Origin of the sequence: Bradyrhizobium sp. 33ap4, assembly GCF_032654765.1 — a bacterium.
GTDB classification, from domain to species: domain Bacteria; phylum Pseudomonadota; class Alphaproteobacteria; order Rhizobiales; family Xanthobacteraceae; genus Bradyrhizobium; species Bradyrhizobium australafricanum.
Map to the genome: position 1 here is coordinate 33152 of NZ_JAUMTJ010000069.1, position 15691 is coordinate 48842.

A 15691-nucleotide genomic window follows, 5' to 3' on the forward strand; every position below is an offset into this window, starting at 1 on the left:
CTCACGCGCGGCCGCCGGTGAGATCACGCTTGTTGAAGAAGCGTACGTCGATATTACGGCCTTCGGGCGGCGGCGAGGCGAGGCGCGACTTGAAGAAGGCCCGCTCGCCGGGATTGAGCACCGGCTGCTCCAGCACGGCGTTCCAGGCATAGATTTCGGCGCCCTGGGCGTCGCGGACCGAGAAGCGCAGCCGCGGCAATTCGACCGGCTTCCTGGTCTGGCCGACGATCATGCCCTCGATCACCAGCACCGGCTTGCCGTCCACGGTCTCGTTGGTGATCTTGAGATCCTTGAAGGCGAGCCCGCGCAGATTCACGTCGAGCCCGGCCATCTTGTAGAACAGCGCGGTCTGCGGCAGCAGCCGCACCACGTCGTTGCGCCAGACGAACAGCGCGATGATCAGCGCGGCCATGGCGCCGCAGGTGGTCGGCAGGGCACCAATCACCGGCATGAACGGAATTCGGGGCAGGGCGGGCAGCCGGAACAGGCGGGGAAGCCGGGGCAGGCGGAAGCGGCCCCTGGTTCCCGCGTCCCCGGCGTCGGCATGGGCCGCGGCATCCGCCTCGGCCAGCGCCGGCCATTCCGTGTCGGCGTCGCTGCCCTCGGTGGGCAAATCGGCCGAAATCGAGGGGCTCTCGACCATCGGGGTCGCGTCAGCCTCCTCCCGGCCCATGGCCTCCCATTCGGCGGCGAGGTCGGATCCGGCGGACTGATAGGCCAGAGTGGGCGCGGTCGCCCCGACGGCGTCCTCCGGCCGGGCCAGCCAGACCTCCCGGCAGCGGGAACAACGGACGGTACGTCCGGCCTCGCCAAGGGTGGCCGGATTGATGGCGTAGGATGTTGTACAATGCGGGCAGACAATATGCATGGAGGCCGAATCTCCACCGTGTGGATGCCCGGATGCTACTTAGCGACCGTTAACGAATCGGAAACCATAACCGAAGCACAAGCTTTCTGTGCGGTTCGCGGGCGCTCGGCCGGGGTTCGGGCCGTCTTCGCCGTCGGTGTAGGGTATTGGGCCATCGGCCCTCTCGAACGGAGCTAGCGCATTGGTTCGGTTCGAAAATGTCGGTCTGCGCTACGGGCTCGGCCCGGAGATTTTGCGCGACCTCTCGTTCATGATCCCGGCGCACTCGTTCCAGTTCCTCACCGGGCCGTCGGGCGCGGGCAAGACCTCGCTGCTGCGGCTGTTGTTCCTGTCGTTGCGGCCGACCCGCGGGCTGGTCAATCTGTTCGGCAAGGACGTCTCGCTGCTGAGCAAGGATCAGGTCGCCGACCTGCGCAAGCGGATCGGCATCGTGCTGCAGGATTTTCGCCTGCTCGATCACATGACCACCTATGAGAACGTCGCGCTGCCGTTCCGCGTGATGGGCCGCGAGGAATCGAGCTATCGCCGCGAGGTGATCGATCTCTTGAAATGGGTTGGCCTCGGCGAGCGCATGGACGCGCTGCCGCCTATCCTGTCGGGCGGCGAGAAGCAGCGCGCCGCGATCGCGCGCGCGGTGATCTCGCGGCCGCAACTGCTGTTGGCGGACGAGCCGACCGGCAGCGTCGATCCGACGCTCGGGCGCCGCCTGCTGCGGCTGTTCATCGAGCTCAACAAATCCGGCACCGCGGTCATCATCGCGACCCACGACATCACGCTGATGGATCAATACGAAGCGAGGCGGCTGGTGCTGCATCAGGGACGGCTGCACATCTATGAATAGGAGCGGCGACGAGAAAGTGTCGTTGGTCGATCTCGGGCGCGAACGCCCGCAGGTCCCGGCCACTGCGCGCAACATGTCGCCGATCGTGCCGCGGGCGTCGATTTCGGGCCGTGCACTGGTCGCGGTCGTCGCGATCATGACCTTCCTCGCCTCGCTGACGACAGGCACCGTGCTGCTGGTCAGCGCGTCAGCCGCCGAATGGCAGTCGGAAGTATCGAGCGAGATCACCATCCAGGTGCGCCCCTCGCCGGGCCGCGACCTCGATCGCGACGCGCAGGCCGCGGTGGAGGCGATGCGGGCGCAGCCCGGCATTCTCGAGGTCCGTCCGTTCAGCAGGGAGGAATCCGCCAAGCTGCTGGAGCCGTGGCTCGGCAGCGGGCTCTCGATCGACGAACTGCCGGTGCCGCGCGTCATCGTGGCGCGGGTGCAGCCCGGCACCACGCTCGATCTCGCCGGCTTACGCGCGCGGGTGACGCAGGCGGCGCCGACCGCAAGCGTCGACGATCACCGCGCCTGGATCGAGCGCATGCGCTCGATGACCGGCGCCACGACGTTCGCCGGCGTCGGCATCCTCATCCTCGTGATCATCGCAACCATCATCTCGGTGTCGTTCGCGACCCGCGGCGCGATGGCCGCCAACCGCCCGATCGTCGAGGTGCTGCATTTTGTCGGCGCCGGCGACAGCTTCATCGCCAACCGCTTCCTGCGGCATTTCCTTCGGCTCGGCCTCGAAGGCGGGCTGATCGGTGGCGGTGCGGCGATGCTGGCGTTCGGCTTCTCCGAGTCGATCGCCAACTGGTTCTCCGGCACGCCGGTCGGCGACCAGTTCGCGGCCCTGCTCGGCACGTTCTCGCTGCGTCCGTCGGGCTATCTGGTGCTGGCGATGCAGGCGGTGCTGATCGCGGCGATCACCGCGTGGGCATCGCGGCGCACCCTGTTTGCCACGCTCGACGACATCGACTGACAGCGCTGCGAAACTCGAAATCATGGCGCCGCCTCGTGATCGCATTTCGTCGCCCAGGTGTGATTTCGCGCGCGTGCACGCGGCACTGGTCCCGGGGAAAACCGGTTTCCACTTTTCCGGATCATGCTTTAAAATCGCCCGGGGGGAAGGATAACCGCATCACATGAGTTTGCAGTCCGACGATACGTCGCCGAATGGCTTTGCCGCGCGCCCGCGCGGCTGGCTGCGCGCCGTCATCGTCGCGCCGCTGGCGCTTGCCTTCGTCGCCGCGGCGGTCGGCTTTGTCGGCTTCCTCTCGCAATTGCGCGGCGTCGAGACCGATCCGCCGCAAAATGCCGACGGCATCGTGGTGCTGACCGGCGGCTCGTCGCGGGTGTCCGACGCCATGGAACTGTTGGCTGCCGGCTACGGCAAGCGTTTGCTGATCTCGGGCGTACATCCGACCAACGACGCCAGCGACATTTCCCGCTCGGTGCCGGACAGCAAGGGGCTGATGAGCTGCTGCGTCGATCTCGACCGCTCGGCGCTCAACACCCGCAGCAACGCGGCGGAGACGCGGCGCTGGGCGCGCGAGCGCGGTTTCAAGTCGCTGATCGTGGTGACCTCGAACTACCACATGCCGCGGGCGATTGTGGAATTGTCACATGCAATGCCCGACGTGACGCTGATCCCGTTCGCCGTGGTCGGCGACAAATGGCGCGACGAGCCGTGGTGGACGAGTGGCGCGACGTTCCGTCTCTTGCTATCGGAATACGCCAAATATGTCGCCGCGGAGATGCGGGTGCGGCTGGCCGGTCTCGGCCTCGACCTGACCTCCGATCTCGCCGAGCCGGCTGCCGCGCCACGCCGCCCGGCGACGGCGCAGGCGAATTGATGTATCAGGCACCGTCATTCCGGGGCGATGCGCGGCATCGAACCCCAATTCGTAATTGCGAATTGTGGAATCTCGAGATTCCGGGTCTGGTGCTGACGCACCATCCCGGAATGACGGTGTAAAGGATAGTGTTGAGAGAATGACTTCAATCTTCCTGCGCTCGCTGATCTTCAACGTGCTGTTCTATCTCGTGCTGGTGGTGCTCTGCATCATCGCGCTGCCGGCGCTGCTGTTGCCGCGGGGGGCGTTGATGGCGCTCGAAGCCGCGTGGGCCAACATCAGCCTGTTTCTGATGCGCGTGATCTGCAACATCAGGATCGAGTTTCGCGGCATCGAGAAGATTCCGAGCGGGCCGCTGGTGGTCGCCTCGAAGCACCAGTCGTTCTGGGAGACGTTCGCGCTGGTGCGCTTCTTCCAGCATCCGTTGTTCATCCTGAAGCGCGAGCTGATGATGATCCCGGTGTTCGGCTGGTACCTCAAGAAAGTCGGCATGATCTCGGTCGAGCGCGGCGGCGGTCCGCGCTCGCTGATCAAGACGCTGAAGCGCGCCGCGGTCGAGGTGAAGCTCGGCCGGCAGCTTGTGATCTTCCCCGAGGGCACCCGCACCGCGCCCGGTGCGGCGCCGAACTACAAGGCCGGCGTCGCGCAGATCTATGCCGAGAGCGGCGTGCCGTGCCTGCCGATCGCGCTCAATTCCGGGCTGTTCTGGCCGCGCCGCACCTTCATGCGCTATCCGGGGACGCTGGTGGTCGAATTCCTCGATCCGCTGCCTCCGGGATTGCCGCGCGACGAGTTCATGGCTCGCCTGCGCGACCAGATCGAAACCGCCACCACCCGCATCGTCGAGGCCGGCCGCGCCGAGCAGGCGAAATTGTTCGGCGGTGTGCCGAACGCGGCGAAAGGGTAGGGCGCAGCACAAGCCCTGGTGCGGTTGCTGCCGGGAATTTCGTGCCCGCGGTTTCGTCGGTCCCTTCAGAAATCGTCATGCCCGGGCTTGTCCCGGGCATCCACGTTTTTGGTTCGGCCCGAAGCAAGACGGTGGATGGCCGGGCACAGGCAAGCCGAAGCGATGCCGTCCTTCGGGCGGCTGCCCGGCTCATGACGATGCGGAGAGTTACCGTATCGCGAATGGCGTCGCCACTACTGACCGGCCGCCGCGTCGGTGTTGAAGGTCTCGCCTTGCGGCACCCAACTCTTGCCGTCGAACGTTGCGATCTGCATCTGCGTGAACGGCGCATAGCGGTCCGGCCGCGTCGAGATGGCGATGCCGGGCAGCAGCAGCGGCGCGACGACCTTGTTGAGGTTGGTTGCCTGTTTCAGCAAATTCTCGCGCGTCAGATCATCGCCGCACATCTCGATGACCTTCACCGTCATATAGGCCGAGATGTAGCCGGTGACGTTGCTGCCGTCGGCGATGTCGCCTTGCGGGTACCACTTTGCCAGGAACTCCTTGAACTCCTTCACGTCGGCCGCGCTCTCCCAGGTGGGATCGGTCGGCGTCTTGAACGCGAGCGCGGTCAACAATCCCTTCGAAGCTTCGATGCCGGCCGGCTCCATGACGCCCTTGATCGATGAGGAGACGCTGACCACGTAGTTCAGCGGTTTCCATCCGAGCTCGTAGACCTTGCGTATCGCCTGCGCGCCGAACTTGGGCGTCGCCATCGTGAACAGCGTGTCGGCGCCGGAGGCTTTCAGGGAGACGATCTGCGAATCGACCGTCGGATCGGAAACCTCGTAGGTCACTTCCTTCACGATCATCGTCTTCGCCTTGTCGCCGAGGCCATCCTTCAGCCCCTTGACGTAATCCTTTCCGGCATCATCGTTCTGGGAGAACACGCCGAGCTTCGCGTCGGGCTTGTTCTTCAACAGATATTTGGCGAAGATCATGCCCTCCATCTGGTAGGGTGGATAAAGCTGGGTGGTCCACGGGAAGTTCTTCGGGTCGTCCCATTTTGCCGCGCCCGTCGAAATGAAGATCTGCGGGACCTTCTTCTGGTTCAGATACTTCTGGATCGCTGAATTGGTCGGTGTGCCGATGGTACCGATGATTGCCAGCACCTCGTCCTGTTCGACGAGGCGTCGCGTCTGCTCCACGGTCTTCGGCGGCGAATAGGCGTCGTCCAGTGAAATCAGCTTGATCTTTCGGCCGTTCACGCCGCCCTTCGCGTTGATCATCGCGTAGTAGGCCTCTTCGAGACGCCCCTGGGTGCCGTAGGCGGACGCCGGGCCGCTATAGGGCATGGTCTGGCCGATCTTCACCTCGGTATCGGTGACACCGGGGCCGTATTTCTTGTCGGCGAGGGCAGGTTGGGCGGTGGCGAGCATCAGCGCGCAGAACACTGCGCGTGAGTAACGAAACGTCATGGCGAATCTCCCCAAGTATCGGCCACGCTCTTCGGCGCGTGCCGTGGGGCTGATGATCGCTGTTCCACCCTGCACGTCAAGTGCGACAGCTCGGCGCGCGGGTGCCGTCGTACCGCTGTCCGTCCGGGAGCGGTGAAGCAAGCGATGTCAGTGCGGAAAACTCACCGCATCACGAACGGATTGGCCGGCACGTCCGTCGCGGTCGAGATCCAGACGCTCTTGGTCTCCTGATATTCGCGGACCGCGTCGATGCCGCTTTCGCGGCCGACGCCGGAGTGCTTCATGCCGCCGAACGGCATCATGTAGCTGATGGCCCGGTAGGTGTTCACCCACACAGTGCCCGCGCGCAGTTGCTTCGGCACGCGGATGGCGCGCGCGAGATCCTTGGTCCAGATGCCGGCGGCGAGGCCGTAGATCGTGTCGTTGGCGATCCGGATGGCGTCCTCCTCGGTGTCGAAAGAGATGATCGACAGCACCGGTCCGAACACCTCCTCGCGCGCGATCCGCATGGTGTTGTCGACGTCGGTGAAGATGGTCGGTTCGACGAACTGGCCGCCCTTGATGCCGTCGCCGGTGGCCGGCTTGCCGCCGAGCAGGCAGCGCGCGCCCTCGGCTTTCGCGATGTCGATATAGTCGAGCACCTTCTTGTACTGCGCCGGCGTCGTGATTGGGCCGACATTGGTGTCGGACTGCATGGGATCGCCGATCTTGGCGGACTTTGCCAGCTCCAGCACCCGCGCGACGAATTTCTCCTTGATCGAGCTCTGCACCAGAAGGCGCGATCCGGCGATGCAGGTCTGCCCTGTGGCGGCGAAGATGCCGGAGATCGCGCCGGCCGCGGCGGCGGTGAGGTCGGCGTCCTCGAACACGATGTTGGGCGACTTGCCGCCGAGCTCGAGCGAGACGCGCTTCAGGCTCTTGGCCGCGGTCTCGTAGACCTTTGCGCCGGTCGTATCGGATCCCGTGAAGGTGATCTTGGCGACGCCGGGATGGGCGATCAGCGCGGAGCCCGCCTCGGGACCGAAGCCGGTCACCACATTGAAGATGCCGTCGGGAATTCCGGCCTCCTTGGTCAGCGCGGCGAATTCCAGCGTGCTGGCCGAGGTGAATTCCGACGGCTTGACAACCACGGCACAACCGGCGGCGAGCGCGGCGGCGCATTTCCAGGCGACGAACAGCAGCGGCGAATTCCAGGCGGTCAGCGCCGCGACCACCCCGACCGGCTCATGGGTCGTGTAGGCAAAGGTCTCCGCCTTGTCGATCGGCACCAGGCCGCCCTCGAGCTTGTCGACGAGCCCGCCGAAATACCACCACCACTCCGGATGGTAGCGCAACTGGCCGAGCATCTCGGCCATCAGCTTGCCGTTGTCGCGCACCTCGATCTCGGCAAGGCGCTCGGCATTGGCCGCGACGAGGTCGCCGAGCTTGCGCATCACCTTGCCGCGTGCGGAGGCCGTCATCTTCGCCCAGGGGCCGCGCCACATCGCCTCATTGGCTGATTTCACCGCCTTGTCGGCGTCGGCGGCCGTGCCGCGCGGAATCTTCGCCCAGGCCTCGCCGCGATAGGGATCGATGCTGTCGAACCATTCGCCATCGGCGGGGTCGACATACTGGCCGTTGATGTAGAGCTGATAGGTTTTCATGACATCCTCCCGCAAGGCGATGGTTCTGGTTGGCGGAACGCTATCACGCATTGCGCGACGCCGTCATAACGCAGTCGCGTGAGCCGGGTTGCAGCCGAGGCGGGCCGCTATCGGCCATGCGGCGCGGCAAGCTCGGCCGCGATGATCGCGCCGAGCGCCATGTCGCTCTGTTGTCCGAAGCCATGATGCACGACGTTGCCGTCGCGGCCGATGAGGATGCTGGTCGGCGTTCCCTGCATGCCGTAGCGCTGCATGGTGACCGGGATCGGCGTGCCTTCGCCGGCCTCGTCGACGCCGATCGGGAAGGTCAGCCGGTACTCGTGGATGAAGGCTTCCAGCGACACCTCCGTCATCGCCGCGTGGTGCTCGAATACGGTGTGCAGCCCGATCACCTGCAGGTCCGAATGCTTGAACAGCTCGAACGCGCGCTGGGTCTGCGGCGTGCCGTGCGCGACGCAGCCGGGGCACAGCATCTGGAACGCGTGCAGCAGGACCGGCCGGCCGCGCAGCCCAGCCAGGGTCAGCGGCTCGTTGGTGTTGAACCAGCGCGACGCGGCGATATCAGGTGCGAGAGTCACAGATCGGTTCCTTGCGTCCGCTCACGGCGCAAGGTTGGCAAGATCGATACCGGTCTGTCAACGACCGGCGGCGCTTGATGCTGCTGCCCGGCGTGCGCGGCGCGCGGCGCGGCGGCGCTGGGTCCAGAGCCTGGCGCGGTCGAGATAGAGATAGACCACCGGCGTGGTGTAGAGCGTCAGGATCTGGCTCAGGATCAGCCCGCCGAAGATCGCGATGCCGAGCGGCTGACGCAGCTCGCTGCCTTCGCCGAGACCGATCATCAGCGGCACCGCGCCGAACAAGGCGGCGAGGGTCGTCATCATGATCGGGCGGAACCGCATCAGGCAGGCCTCGTAGATCGCATCGCGCGACGACAGCCCGCGCTGGCGCTCGGCATCGAGCGCGAAGTCGATCATCATGATGGCGTTCTTCTTCACGATGCCGACCAAGAGGATCACCCCGATCATGCCGATGATGTCGAAATCGGTGTGCGACAGCATCAAGGCCGCCACCGCGCCGACGCCTGCCGAGGGCAAAGTGGAGAGGATGGTCAGCGGGTGGATGTAGCTCTCGTAGAGCATGCCGAGCGAGATGTAGATCGTCGCCAGCGCGGCGAGGATCAGGAACAGCTCGTTCGCCAGCGCCTGCTGGAAGATTTTCGCGGAGCCCGCAAACCCGCCGGAAATGCCCGCCGGCATGCCGAGCGCGTGCATCGCGTTCTCGATCGTGGTGGTCGCCGTGCTCAGCGAGACGCCCGGCGGCAGGTTGAACGAGATGGTGCTGGAGACCAGGAGATCCTGATGATTGACGGAGAGCGGCGTCTCGCCGTGCTCGAAGCGCGCAACGCTCGACAGCGGGATCATGGTCTCCGCGCTGGTGGAGACCGCGGTACCGGTCGAGGCGACGCCCTTGCCGGTGGCACCGATCGAATTGGTGGCCTGGTTGCGCACCACATTGGCGGCGACCGCGCTGACCGAGCTTTTTTGCGAGGACGAGGCCACCGTGCCGGCCACCGCGTTGGTGCTCTGCGTGCCGCTCGCCGAGCCGCCCGAGGTCGAGATATAGACCTCCTTGAGGGTCTGCGGGTCCTGCGAGAAACGCGGCGCGACCTCCATGATGACATGATACTGGTTGCGCGCGACGAAAATGGTCGAGACTTGGCGCTGCCCGAACGCGTCATAGAGCGTGTTGTCGAGCTGGCTGACGGTGATCCCGAGCCGGGAGGCGGCGTCGCGATCGATGATCAGATTGGCTTGCAGCGCCTTGTTCTGCTGGTCGCTGTTGACGTCGGCGAGCGTCGACTCCTTCTGCAATGCCGCGACGAGCTTCGGCGTCCACTCGTTCAGCTCCTCGAAGGTCGAGCCCTTCAGCGTGTACTGATACGCCGCATTGCCCGAGCGTCCGCCGGCGCCGAGGTCGCCGATCGATTGCAGGAACAGCGTGGCGCCCGCGACGCTTGCCAATGGCTCGCGCAGCCGCTCGATCACCTTGTCGGCGCGCAGCCGGCGCTCGTCCATCGGCTTCAGCGAGGCGAACACGGTGCCGGTGTTGGTGCCGCCGGGACCCACGCCGCCGCCGCCGGTGAAGCCGACCGCGGTGTCGACCGCCGGATCTGATTTCACGATGTCGATGAACTGGGTCAGCTTCTGCTGCATCAGCTGGAACGAGGTGCTCTGGTCGGCCTGAATCGAGCCGACCAGCAATCCGGTGTCCTGCTGCGGCACGAAGCCCTTGGGCACCACCTTGTAGAGATGGAAGTTCAAATAGAGCGTCGAGCAGAGGATCAGCATCACCAGGAGCGGATGGCGCAGCGCGAGGCCGAGCGTCGCGCGGTAGCCGTTCAGCATCAGCTCGAAGATGCGTTCGCTGATCCGGTAGATCCGGCCGTGCGGCCGGCCCTCCTCCTTGCGCAGCAGTACCGCGCACATCATCGGCGTCGTGGTCAGCGAGACCACCAGCGAGATCACGATCGCGATCGTGATGGTCATGGCGAATTCGCGGAACAGGCGGCCAACCAGGCCGCCCATCAGCAGGATCGGCACGAACACCGCGATCAGCGACACGCTCATCGACAGCACCGTGAAGCCGACCTCGCGGGTGCCGACCAGCGTGGCCTCGAGCCGCGACAGCCCGGCGTCCATGTGCCGGGTGATGTTCTCCAGCACCACGATGGCGTCGTCGACCACGAAGCCGGTCGCCACCGTCAGCGCCATCAGCGAGAAGATGTCGAGCGTGTAGCCGAGTAGATACATCACGGCGAACGTCGCGATCAATGACACGCCGACCGCCACCACCGGGACCAGCGTGGCCCGGGCATTGCGCAGGAAGGCGAACACCACAAGGATCACCAGCGCCACCGCGATCAACAGCGTGATCTCGACGTCGTGCAGCGAGGCCCGGATTGTCTTCGAGCGGTCCATCGCGAGGGTGATGTCAACCGCAGGCGAGACCGAGGCCTTCAGCTGCGGCATCAGCCCTTTCACGGTGTCGACCATCTTGATGATGTTGGCGCCCGGCTGCCGGTACACGATCATCACGACGGCCGGCTTGCCGTTGGAAAGGCCGAGCGTGCGCACATTCTCGACGGAATCGATCACGTCGCCGACATCGGTCAGGCGCACCGCCGCGCCGTTGCGGTAGGCGACGACCAGCGGCCTGTAGTCGGCCGCCTTGCGGGCCTGGTCGTTGGCGTAGATCTGGTAGCGCTGGTTGCCGACGTCGATGCCGCCCTTCGGGCTGTGCGCATTGGCGCTCGAGAGCGCGGCGCGGACGTCCTCGAGCCCGATGCCGTATTTGTACAGCGCCGGCGGGATCAGCTCGACGCGCACCGCCGGCAGCGAGCCGCCGCCGACCGAGACTTCGCCGACGCCCTCGACCTGCGACAACTTCTGCGCCAGCACGGTCGAGGCGGCGTCATAGAGCTCGGCCGGCGTCAGCGTGTCCGAGGTCAAGGTGTAGATCAGGATCGGCGCCGAGGCCGGGTTGAACTTGCGGTAGGTCGGGTTGGCGCGCAGGTTGGTCGGCAGGTCCGCCCGCGCCGCGTTGATCGCCGCCTGCACGTCGCGCGCAGCGCCGTTGATGTCGCGGTCGATATCGAACTGCAGCGTGATGCGGGCAGAGCCGAGCGAGGACACCGACGTCATTTCGGTGACGCTGGCGATCTGGCCGAGGTGGCGCTCGAGCGGGCTTGCCACCGTGGAGGCGACGTCGGCCGGGCTGGCGCCGGGCAGGGTCGCCTGCACCATGATGGTCGGGATGTCGACGTCGGGCAGCGGCGACACCGGCAGCTTGAAGAACGCAATGATGCCCGCCACCACCAGTCCAAGCGACAGCAGCGTGGTGCCGACCGGCCGTCGGACAAAGGGGGCGGAGAGGTTCATCGAATTTGCGAGCGCTGTTTGCGGATCAGCTTCTATCCGTCCGCGCCGGGATGCAAAAGCCTAAATGTCACAGGGCGGCGCCATACCGCCGCCGCGATTTGCCGGATGCACCGCGCCGCGCGCCGAAAAACGAGGATCTGGCAAAACCCGTTTACAAAGGCTGATCGATGATGGTGGCGAAGCGCAGTCGCAAGCACTGCGCAAAGGCCAAATCAAGAAGCTCAAGGCATTCCGCAAGTCGCCGGATAGTCCGCTCGGCGAGGTCGTTAAACGACGGCTGGCCAAGCGAACTTAATAGAGCCTCGCGACGCAGCCTTACGCATCCCGGGCATCCTGCAGCGGGTGACGCGCCGCGTGGGCATCATGCAGCATCGTCGCTAGCTGGTGCAGCTGCGTGTCGCGAAAGCCCTGCTTCTCGATCGAGGCCACTGTCGAGAGCACATAGTCGCGGTTGTTGCCGGAGCGGCCATGGCCCTGCAGCACCAGGCGCTGCTGCTCGGCGAGCGACAGCCGCCCGGCATATTGCACATGACCGCGATCGACCACATAGGCCAGCGCGCTGACGCGCTCGCGCGCCGCATTCTCCAGCCACACCGAGCGCATCACCTCGCGATAGACGTTGGTGGTCTGCTCGCGTCCGCGCAAATAGGCGATGGTGTCGTGGCGCAGGCGGGCGGCGACGCGGAATGCGATGCCGCGGCAGGCGCCGCCGCGGTCGAGCCCGAGCACCAGGCCCGGCTTCTCCGGCGTGCCGCGGTGGTCGAACGAATAGACGCAGAGCGCGCGATGCTCGCCGATCAGCCGCGCCGGCACCTGTTCCAGGAACTCGAAGCCCGGCTTCCACATCAGTGAGCCATAGCCGAACACCCAGAGGTCGCCGTCGGTTTCGGAATGGGGAGGATTTGCTGACATGGCGCTGATGGGCTAGCAGAACGGGCCGTCGAAGCGAAGCGGATTCCGTGAAGTTTCCAAGGCTTGCTGAAGGCTCGCTCAAGGGTTGCTCGGGGCTTGTTCAAGGCCCGCGGCCGCTTAGATTTTGACAAATTCGCCCGCCAAAGGACCTGCATGTCGGATCAGACCTCCGCCCCCCGCCGCCGCTCGCGCTTCGGCCTTTATGCCGTCCCGGTCGCGGTCCTGATCGCCGCGGTGCTGTGGAGTGCCTTCTGGTTCTTCGCCGCCTCGCAGGTCGGCGTGCAGGCCGATGCCTGGCGCGCGCAGGAGGCGAAGGCCGGCCGGGTCTATGATTGCGGGGACCGTTCGGTGGCGGGCTACCCGTTCCGGTTCGAGGTCCGCTGCACCGATCCGAGCGTGATGCTGGTCTCGCAGACCGCCTCGCCGCAGATGGCGTTCGTGGCGCGGCTCGCCGAGATCCTGGTCGTGGCGCAGGTCTACGATCCCAAGCTCGTGATCGCCGAATTCAAGGGCCCGGCCACGATCGCCGAGCGCGGCGCGCAGCCGACGCTGTCGGTGAGCTGGAGCAAGGCACGCAGCAGCGTGGTCGGCCTGCCGGCGCCGCCGCAGCGCGCCTCGCTGGTGTTCGACGATCTCGCCATCGACCGCACCGGCGGCGCGGCGCCGGCGCCGCTGGCGCGGGTCAATCACATCGAGCTGCACGGCAGGCAGGTCGACGGCTCGGCGCCGGACTGTCCGGCGATCGAGGCCGTGCTGCAGATTGCCGGCGGCACCTTGCAGGAGGTGCATCCGCTGCTCGCCCAGCCGTTCAACGCCGACATCCATGCGCGGCTCAATGGCCTGAAGGATTTCTCGCCGAAACCCTGGCCCGATCGCTTCCGCGAGATCCAGGCCGCCGGCGGCAGCGTCGAGATCCAGCAGTCGCGGATCGAGCAGGGCGATGTGCTGTCGGTCGCGGCCGGCACGCTGCGCCTCAACGCGCAAGGGCGCATCGAGGGCGAATTGCAGATGACGGTCGCCGGCCTCGAGCGCGTCATCCCCGCGCTCGGCATCGACAAGATGCTGGAGGAGGGCGTGCCGCAGGCAACGCTTGATCGCGTCGCGCCCGGCGTGAAGAGCCAGGACCTCAGCAATCTCTTCGGCGCGCTGGATCGCGCCATCCCCGGCCTCGGCAAGGTGATCAAGCAGAACGCCAATGCCGGCATTTCCGCCGGCGTCAATTCGCTCGGCACCGAGGCTATCCTCGAAGGCAAGAAGGCGCGCAGCTTCCCGCTGCGCTTCGCCGACGGCGCGGTGTTCTTGGGGCCGCTGAAAGTCGCGCAGATTCCGCCGCTGTTCTGAGCGGATGGACGCTGCGGAAACATCCGTCATTGCGAGGAGCGATAGCGACGAAGCAATCCATGGCTCCGCATATGCCGCGCGATGGATTGCTTCGCTTCGCTCGCAATGAGCATACCGGTAAGGCCACTCACTATCTCCTCGCGCGCTATCGTCGATTACCGCGATCTATTCCCGCCGCCGCGATGAGAAAAACGTGACCGGAATAATGCGCCCCGGCGCGAATATCACTCCCCGAGTACCGCTCTCTTTCGCCTGAGGAAACAACCTCGTGTGGAGGAGAAGCGATGCGAATTCTCGGGGGAATTCTGCTCGGCAGCATGCTGCTGTCGGCAGGCTCGGCGTTGGCGGAGGACGATGCGTCCGAGCTGCGTGCGCTGAAGGCACGGCTCAAGCAGCTCGAGCAGAAAATGGAGACGCAGGCGCGCAAGGAGGAGGCGCTGGCCGCAAGACAGAACGCAATTCAGAACGCGCAGATGACGGCGAAGGCGCCGGTGCCGTTCGATCCCTGCGCATCGGGCAAGCTCTGCTACAAGGGCGTCACCTTCACCTTCGGCGGCTGGGTCGATCTCACCGGCATCTATCGCAGCCGCAACCTCGCCTCCGATTCGGGCTCGGTCTACAACTTCATCCCGTTCCCGCAGAGCAAGAACTACAACACCGGCGAGTCGCGCTTCACCGCGCGCCAGACCCGCTTCTCGGTGCTCGCCGAAGCCAACGCCACGGAGAACATCCACGTCGCCGGCTATGGCGAGCTCGATTTCGAGGGCGCGGCGCAGACCGCCAATTCGGTCGCGACCAATTCGTTCAATCCGCGGCTGCGGCAGGCCAGCATCGAGATCGACCGCAGCGATCTCGGCCTGCATGTCCTCGCCGGCCAATCATGGTCGCTGAACACGCCGAGCAAGGCCGGCATCGATCCGCGAGGCGCCGATACGCCGGGCGTGATCGATTTCGAACTGGTGCCGGGCTTTCTCGGCGCGCGCCAACCCGGCGTCCGGGTCTGGCAGGATATCGGGCCGGAGTTCAAGCTCGCGGTCTCGGCGGAGAATCCGCAGACATCCTTTTTCGGCGGCAACAACCCGCTGGTCGGCACGCCGGCGGTTGGCCCGCAGGGCGTGCTCAATCCGAATCTGCTGGTCAATCTCACCGGTCCGGGCGACAGCTTCTTCAACAGCCTGAACAATGTCAGCCTCAACCACGTTCCGGATTTCACCGTGAAGGGCGCGTGGGATCCGCGGCTCGGGACCTACAAGCTGCATGTCGAGGCGTGGGCGCTCTACCGCGACTTCTATGATCGCTTCAACTTCGCCAATCACGACGTCAACACGGTCAGCTTCGGCGGCCACCTCTCGGCCGAGATCGTGCCGAAGCTGCTCGAGGTGCAGGCCTCCGCCTCCTACGGTGCCCTGGGCCGCTTCACCGCAACGCCATTCCCGGATGCAACCGTGCGCCAGGACGGCTCGATCCAGCCGCTGCCGATCACGGCTTTCCTGGTCGGCTCGGTCTGGCACACGACGCCGTCGCTCGATCTCTACGCCTATGCCGGGCTCGAAAAGACCAAGGCGACCTTCTCCAATGTCGGCACGGTGCCGTTCGGCTACGGCAATCCGCTCTACAACAACCTCGGCTGCAACATCGAGAACTCGCCGGCCGCGACCTGCAACGGCAACACTTCGGAGGTGAGGCAGTACACCGCGGGCTTCTACGACACGATCTTCAAGGGCTCCTACGGCACCATCAAGGCCGGCGCGCAATATTCCTACACCCAGCGCTTCGCCTTCCAGGGTGTCGGCGGCGCGCCGAAGACCGACGACCACATCGTCATGACCCAGATCCGCTACTACCCGTTCTAGGTGGTGTGGACTCTAAGGATTGAACGAAGCCGCTTACGCGGCAATTGAGGAGGGATCGCAAGATCGGGCTCCTGTCTGAGAGGATTGCGGGTT

Annotated in this window: 13 protein-coding genes; 7 read left to right on the forward strand and 6 right to left on the reverse strand. The window is 65.6% G+C overall.

Features of this window, described 5'->3' with window-relative positions:
• Window position 1: 1 nt before the first annotated feature.
• Entirely contained in the window at window positions 2-868 is an 867-nt protein-coding gene (locus Q2M23_RS36705; protein ID WP_229189167.1) for an MJ0042-type zinc finger domain-containing protein, read from the reverse strand.
• Between the two features lie 181 nt (window positions 869-1049).
• On the opposite strand from Q2M23_RS36705, the gene ftsE reads away from it, so the two are divergent.
• The 4 genes from ftsE (at window position 1050) to Q2M23_RS36725 (ending at window position 4454) form a co-directional block, all read left to right on the forward strand.
• The gene (gene ftsE / locus Q2M23_RS36710) at window positions 1050-1709 is read left to right on the forward strand and encodes a cell division ATP-binding protein FtsE (protein ID WP_016845305.1); all 660 of its coding nucleotides are present in this window, start codon (window positions 1050-1052) and stop codon (window positions 1707-1709) included.
• Window positions 1702-2673 carry a cell division protein FtsX gene (locus tag Q2M23_RS36715; protein WP_229189168.1) on the forward strand — a complete coding sequence of 324 codons (972 nt, stop codon included), beginning with the start codon at window positions 1702-1704 and terminating at the stop codon, window positions 2671-2673. The genes ftsE and Q2M23_RS36715 overlap by 8 nt, the downstream gene beginning before the upstream one ends.
• A gap of 163 nt (window positions 2674-2836) precedes the next feature.
• Window positions 2837-3547, forward strand: coding sequence for a YdcF family protein (locus tag Q2M23_RS36720; RefSeq protein ID WP_076827440.1), 711 nt, complete (start codon window positions 2837-2839; stop codon window positions 3545-3547).
• 139 nt (window positions 3548-3686) lie between these two features.
• A complete protein-coding gene (locus Q2M23_RS36725; RefSeq protein WP_316398641.1) occupies window positions 3687-4454 on the forward strand; it encodes a lysophospholipid acyltransferase family protein in 768 nt (255 codons plus the stop codon).
• A gap of 233 nt (window positions 4455-4687) precedes the next feature.
• Here the strand turns inward: Q2M23_RS36725 and Q2M23_RS36730 are convergent, their stop codons facing one another.
• The 4 genes from Q2M23_RS36730 to Q2M23_RS36745 all read right to left on the reverse strand — a co-directional run bounded on the left by Q2M23_RS36730 (window position 4688) and on the right by Q2M23_RS36745 (window position 11492).
• Window positions 4688-5911, reverse strand: coding sequence for an ABC transporter substrate-binding protein (locus tag Q2M23_RS36730; RefSeq protein ID WP_316398642.1), 1224 nt, complete (start codon window positions 5909-5911; stop codon window positions 4688-4690).
• 161 nt (window positions 5912-6072) lie between these two features.
• Entirely contained in the window at window positions 6073-7554 is a 1482-nt protein-coding gene (locus Q2M23_RS36735; protein ID WP_316398643.1) for an aldehyde dehydrogenase, read from the reverse strand.
• Between the two features lie 107 nt (window positions 7555-7661).
• Window positions 7662-8132, reverse strand: a complete 471-nt coding sequence (locus Q2M23_RS36740) for a peroxiredoxin family protein (RefSeq protein WP_316398644.1) — start codon at window positions 8130-8132, stop codon at window positions 7662-7664.
• A gap of 57 nt (window positions 8133-8189) precedes the next feature.
• Window positions 8190-11492, reverse strand: a complete 3303-nt coding sequence (locus Q2M23_RS36745; protein ID WP_316398645.1) for an efflux RND transporter permease subunit — start codon at window positions 11490-11492, stop codon at window positions 8190-8192.
• 64 nt (window positions 11493-11556) lie between these two features.
• Here Q2M23_RS36745 and Q2M23_RS36750 point away from each other — a divergent pair, with 64 nt between their 5' ends.
• A complete protein-coding gene (locus Q2M23_RS36750) occupies window positions 11557-11787 on the forward strand; it encodes a hypothetical protein (RefSeq protein WP_316398646.1) in 231 nt (76 codons plus the stop codon).
• 20 nt (window positions 11788-11807) lie between these two features.
• Here the strand turns inward: Q2M23_RS36750 and Q2M23_RS36755 are convergent, their stop codons facing one another.
• The gene (locus Q2M23_RS36755) at window positions 11808-12404 is read right to left on the reverse strand and encodes a gamma-glutamylcyclotransferase (RefSeq protein WP_057017872.1); all 597 of its coding nucleotides are present in this window, start codon (window positions 12402-12404) and stop codon (window positions 11808-11810) included.
• 153 nt (window positions 12405-12557) lie between these two features.
• On the opposite strand from Q2M23_RS36755, the gene Q2M23_RS36760 reads away from it, so the two are divergent.
• Both Q2M23_RS36760 and Q2M23_RS36765 read left to right on the forward strand, forming a co-directional pair.
• Complete coding sequence (locus Q2M23_RS36760) at window positions 12558-13745, forward strand: DUF2125 domain-containing protein (RefSeq protein WP_316398647.1); 1188 nt, start codon at window positions 12558-12560, stop codon at window positions 13743-13745.
• 284 nt (window positions 13746-14029) lie between these two features.
• Entirely contained in the window at window positions 14030-15598 is a 1569-nt protein-coding gene (locus Q2M23_RS36765) for a hypothetical protein (protein WP_316398648.1), read from the forward strand.
• Window positions 15599-15691 lie beyond the last annotated feature (93 nt).

Bases quoted from the DNA above. Each gene is read 5' to 3' on its own strand.
- Q2M23_RS36705 (WP_229189167.1), bottom strand. From the start codon at position 868: ATGCATATTGTCTGCCCGCATTGTACAACATCCTACGCCATCAATCCG.
- Q2M23_RS36715 (WP_229189168.1), top strand. From the start codon at position 1,702: ATGAATAGGAGCGGCGACGAGAAAGTGTCGTTGGTCGATCTCGGGCGC.
- Q2M23_RS36720 (WP_076827440.1), top strand. From the start codon at position 2,837: ATGAGTTTGCAGTCCGACGATACGTCGCCGAATGGCTTTGCCGCGCGC.
- Q2M23_RS36725 (WP_316398641.1), top strand. From the start codon at position 3,687: ATGACTTCAATCTTCCTGCGCTCGCTGATCTTCAACGTGCTGTTCTAT.
- Q2M23_RS36730 (WP_316398642.1), bottom strand. From the start codon at position 5,911: ATGACGTTTCGTTACTCACGCGCAGTGTTCTGCGCGCTGATGCTCGCC.
- Q2M23_RS36735 (WP_316398643.1), bottom strand. From the start codon at position 7,554: ATGAAAACCTATCAGCTCTACATCAACGGCCAGTATGTCGACCCCGCC.
- Q2M23_RS36745 (WP_316398645.1), bottom strand. From the start codon at position 11,492: ATGAACCTCTCCGCCCCCTTTGTCCGACGGCCGGTCGGCACCACGCTG.
- Q2M23_RS36750 (WP_316398646.1), top strand. From the start codon at position 11,557: ATGTCACAGGGCGGCGCCATACCGCCGCCGCGATTTGCCGGATGCACC.
- Q2M23_RS36755 (WP_057017872.1), bottom strand. From the start codon at position 12,404: ATGTCAGCAAATCCTCCCCATTCCGAAACCGACGGCGACCTCTGGGTG.
- Q2M23_RS36760 (WP_316398647.1), top strand. From the start codon at position 12,558: ATGTCGGATCAGACCTCCGCCCCCCGCCGCCGCTCGCGCTTCGGCCTT.
- Q2M23_RS36765 (WP_316398648.1), top strand. From the start codon at position 14,030: ATGCGAATTCTCGGGGGAATTCTGCTCGGCAGCATGCTGCTGTCGGCA.